The sequence below is a fragment of the Synechocystis sp. LEGE 06083 genome, assembly GCF_015207725.1.
GTDB classification, from domain to species: Bacteria; Cyanobacteriota; Cyanobacteriia; order Cyanobacteriales; family Microcystaceae; genus Synechocystis; species Synechocystis salina.
This window is the reverse complement of sequence record NZ_JADEWJ010000315.1, coordinates 1-4,007: the sequence shown is the minus strand read 5'-3', so window position 1 is coordinate 4,007 and position 4,007 is coordinate 1. Positions and strand designations below refer to the sequence as shown.

3 protein-coding genes and 1 pseudogene are annotated in these 4,007 nt (G+C 52.0%); 1 reads left to right on the top strand and 3 read right to left on the bottom strand.

The features are described 5' to 3' along the window. The 3 genes and pseudogenes from IQ219_RS17545 to IQ219_RS17535 all read right to left on the bottom strand — a co-directional run. Positions 1-334: pseudogene (locus tag IQ219_RS17545) on the bottom strand (photosystem II D2 protein (photosystem q(a) protein)); the annotation flags it as partial. Between the two features lie 337 nt (positions 335-671). Beyond that, positions 672-2,015, bottom strand: coding sequence for a chromosomal replication initiator protein DnaA (gene dnaA / locus IQ219_RS17540; RefSeq protein ID WP_194018561.1), 1,344 nt, complete (start codon positions 2,013-2,015; stop codon positions 672-674). A gap of 48 nt (positions 2,016-2,063) precedes the next feature. Further along, positions 2,064-2,543 (bottom strand): YidH family protein, encoded by a 480-nt coding sequence (locus tag IQ219_RS17535; RefSeq protein ID WP_368667631.1) that lies wholly within the window; start codon positions 2,541-2,543, stop codon positions 2,064-2,066. 118 nt (positions 2,544-2,661) lie between these two features. On the opposite strand from IQ219_RS17535, the gene purT reads away from it, so the two are divergent. Continuing rightward, positions 2,662-3,837 carry a phosphoribosylglycinamide formyltransferase 2 gene (purT, locus tag IQ219_RS17530; protein ID WP_194073463.1) on the top strand — a complete coding sequence of 392 codons (1,176 nt, stop codon included), beginning with the start codon at positions 2,662-2,664 and terminating at the stop codon, positions 3,835-3,837. The last annotated feature ends 170 nt before the right edge of the window (positions 3,838-4,007 follow it).

The following is a 4,007-nucleotide window of genomic DNA, read 5'->3' as shown; positions in this document are numbered from 1 at the left end:
GCCACAAACCACCAATTTGGAACCAGCGGGTCAGGTTACCTTGGGCTTCCGGTCCCCAGAGGAACAGGAGGGAATGGCCGAAGGCATCGGCGGGGGAAGAGACCGCCACGGTCAGGAAGTTAGCTCCTTCTAGGTAGGAACTGGCTAGACCGTGGGTGTACCAGGAAGTAACGAAGGTGGTGCCGGTGAGCCATCCCCCCAGGGCCATGAAGGCACAGGGGAAGAGCAGTAAACCAGACCAACCAATAAATACGAAACGATCACGCTTTAGCCAATCGTCGAGGACATCAAACCATCCTCTTTCGACTGGGGCGCGTCCGACTGCAATAGTCATAAATGCAAATCCTCTTGCGTAGCTAGCATCAAAGGCAAGAATTTCTAAAGTAGGCTTTTGTAATTTGGGTTATGCCATTTAGACTCCATTCTCTAATAAGACGAGACGATTGGAAACTACACCGCTAGGGTAGAGCGGTTGGCCAAAACCCAAATGTGGCCTGTCGGTGGAACAATATTTGTTCTCCTGATGCCATTTTCTTATGGGTAGCAAGCCGGGCCACAGGGGCCAAACCTGCACTGATGTTGGCGTTCCTTGCCGAAACGCATCTACATATTATTAGCAAATATTTTACATTCTGACATATTCATTCTCATAATCACCGATCGCCAGGGGTCTAGGATTCCGGGGCTTGGCCGGCAATATTGATGCGATGACTGAGGCTAGTGAGGGTTTGACTGGTCTCCCAGTCTTTTTGCTGTAGTTGGGTGATTTTGTCGCAACTGTACATGACGGTGGTGTGGTCCTTACCGCCAAAGGCTTCCCCAATGCGGGGCAAACTCAAGTCCGTGTGCTGACGCATCAAATACATCCCCACTTGACGAGCCAGGCTAACTTCCCGGCGGCGGGAGTTGCTGAGTAGTTCTTCGACCTTTAACTGATAGTGCTGGGCCACGATGCTGATGATGGTCTCCGGGGCGGCGGCCACCTTTTCCACTGGGGGATTGAGCACCGGCGCAATATTTTCCACTGTCATGGCCACACTCGATAAGGACGTATAGGCGATCGCCCGGATTAGGGCTCCTTCCAGTTCCCGGATATTGGAAGTGTAATGGGAGGCAATGTACTCAATAACCTCCTTGGGTAGACGAATCCTGTCGTACTCAGCTTTTTTTTGCAGAATGGCCATGCGGGTTTCCAAATCTGGCACTTGGATATCAGCGATTAAACCCATGGAAAAACGGGAAATGAGCCGGTCCTGTAAGCCAGGAATCCTTTGGGGGGCCCGATCGGAGGCCACTACCACCTGTTTGCCCGCTTCGTGGAGGCTGTTGAAGGTGTGGAAAAATTCCTCTTGGGTGTACTCTTTACCCTTAATAAATTGGATATCGTCAATGAGCAGAAAGTCGGCACTGCGGTAATATGCCCGAAAATCCTCCATATTGTCCTGGCGGATGGCGGTGATCAGGTCGTTGGTGAATCGCTCTGTGGAAACGTAATAAACTTTGGCATTGGGATACATTTCCAGTCGGTAATGGGCGATCGCCTGCATGAGATGGGTTTTTCCCAGACCAACGCCACCACAGAGGAAGAGGGGATTAAATTCCCGCCCGGGGGATTCCGCCACTGCCAGGGAAGCGGCATGGGCCATGCGATTGGTGGGTCCCACCACAAAACGGGAAAAGGTATATTTGGCATTGAGGGCAGTGGAATTTTTGGCCGTAGCCTCCACCTTCAGGGGGGACTGGCGAGGAGTTAAGCTGTGGGGCTCTAGGCCGTCGGTGGTTAACTCCACAGTGATTTCCTGCCCAGTTAAGTCCGTCAGCACCTCCATCAGCAGTGGGCCATAGCATTTTTGCAAATGATTGAGGACAAAGCCGTTTTCCACCTGAATTGTGGCCACCCCGTCCCCCAAGGAGGTCAGGACTGATGTCTTGATCCAAGTGTCAAAAGCCGGTTTGGTTAACTGGGTTGCCAGGATGGCCAGGGCCTGTTGCCAAAGATTTTCGCAGGAGACCATTAAAGATACACGTAGTTAAGGAAAAGCCTATTGGCAAACTCGAACCGCCTAAAGCGACTGGAACATAATCGCTAAAAAAGCAAACGTTCCTACCACCACCAAAGCGATCGCCACCACAAAACTAATGGACAGGCGGGACTGGTAAGTGAAGCGTCCCCGGTCAATGTGCTTCAAATCTTGACGGTGATTGATGGCCGCCGCCAGTAGGGCCAGGGTGCCAATGATAATAAAGGATAAACCCAAAGTCCGGGATAAATGAAAACCATTTCTGCCTCCCGGAAACGCGCCGTGGATGGCGGCGACAATGCGGTCAATGCCCACGCCAAAACTAATCAAGGAAAGACTGGTGCGAATCCAAGCCATTAAGGTTCGTTCGGCGGCGGCCCGGTTCCGTTCCTTGGCCAATTCATTGGCTAAATTATAGGGTTCTGGCGGCGGCGGATAGTTATCCATACATTCTGCTAGCAGGTAACTTTGCAGTTCATCATGGCCATGGGCGCTAAAACCCCTCCTCAAAGCCCAACCCACGGAACTTTGACGGCTATAACCAAGGATTTGTCCGAGGGCTAAGGGGGCAATAACTGTGGGAAACTGGGGAAAACCGGGACCCTAGCCGGTGTTTAACCTTGCCCTCTAACATTTAACCATGGTCAACCCCGTCACTTTGCCCCAAACCTTTTTGCTACTTGGCTCCGGGGAACTGGGTAAGGAATTTACCATTGCCGCCCAAAGATTGGGTAATCGAGTAATTGCGGTGGACCGTTATCCTGATGCTCCGGCCATGCAGGTGGCCCAGGTTTCAGAAGTCATTTCCATGTTGGATGGAGATGCCCTGGCAGCAGTGGTAAAAAAATATCAGCCGGATTGGATTGTGCCGGAGGTGGAAGCGATCCGCACAGAAAAATTATTGGAGTTAGAAGCCCAGGGTTATCGGGTCATTCCCACGGCCCAAGCCACCAATCTCACCATGAACCGGGACCGGATTCGGGAGCTGGCTGCCCAACAATTGGGGGTGCGCACTGCCCGTTACGACTACGCCACCAGTCTGGCCGAGTTGGAGCAAGTTAGCCAAACCATCGGTTTTCCCAACGTGGTTAAGCCGGTGATGTCTTCCTCTGGTAAGGGTCAATCGGTGGTTAATAGTAGTGAAGAGGTGACCCAGGCTTGGCAAGCGGCGATCGCCGGAGCGAGGGGGGATCAAACCAAAGTGATTGTGGAGGAGTTCATTCCCTTCGAGTTGGAAATTACTTTGCTGACCATCCGCCAATGGCAGGGGGAAACCCTCTTTTGTGATCCCATTGGCCACCGGCAAGAACGGGGAGATTATCAAGAATCGTGGCAACCGGCCCCTTTAAACCCAGGGCAGTTAGCCCAGGCCCAGGCGATCGCCAAAACAGTCACCGATGCTTTGGGGGGAGCGGGCATTTTTGGGGTGGAATTTTTCATTACCCCGGAGGAAGTGATTTTTTCCGAATTATCTCCCCGGCCCCATGACACCGGTATGGTTACCCTAATTTCCCAAAATTTGAACGAATTTGAGTTACATTTGCGGGCTATTTTAGGTTTACCCATTCCCCACATCCAACAAACGGGCCCCGCCGCCAGTGCGGTTATTCTGGCCCCTGAAGCTGGGGAAAATCTTAGTTACAGTGGAGTCGCAGAAGCCTTGGCCGAAGCCCATACGGATTTGCGGTTATTTGGTAAACCCAATGCTCGACCCCATCGTCGTCTGGGGGTAGCCCTAGCCCGGGGGGAATCCGTTGATCAAGCCCGACGTTTAGCCCAAGCCGTAGCCGAAAAGGTAATTGTGCAAACGGAATAATTGGCAAACAAAAACTTCCCAGGGGATAAATTGACTAGGGAAGTTCACAGAAGTCTAGGTTTTGGCGACTTGGTTCCATTCTCGAAACCCTCTGACTCTGAAGGTATTCCAGGGTTAGAGAATCGGAGGAATGCAACGACAGGTTAAGTTGAGTACGATTAGATTAACTG

Excerpts from the sequence above, each read along its gene's own strand:
- dnaA (WP_194018561.1), bottom strand. The coding sequence starts at position 2,015 with ATGGTCTCCTGCGAAAATCTTTGGCAACAGGCCCTGGCCATCCTGGCA.
- purT (WP_194073463.1), top strand. The coding sequence starts at position 2,662 with ATGGTCAACCCCGTCACTTTGCCCCAAACCTTTTTGCTACTTGGCTCC.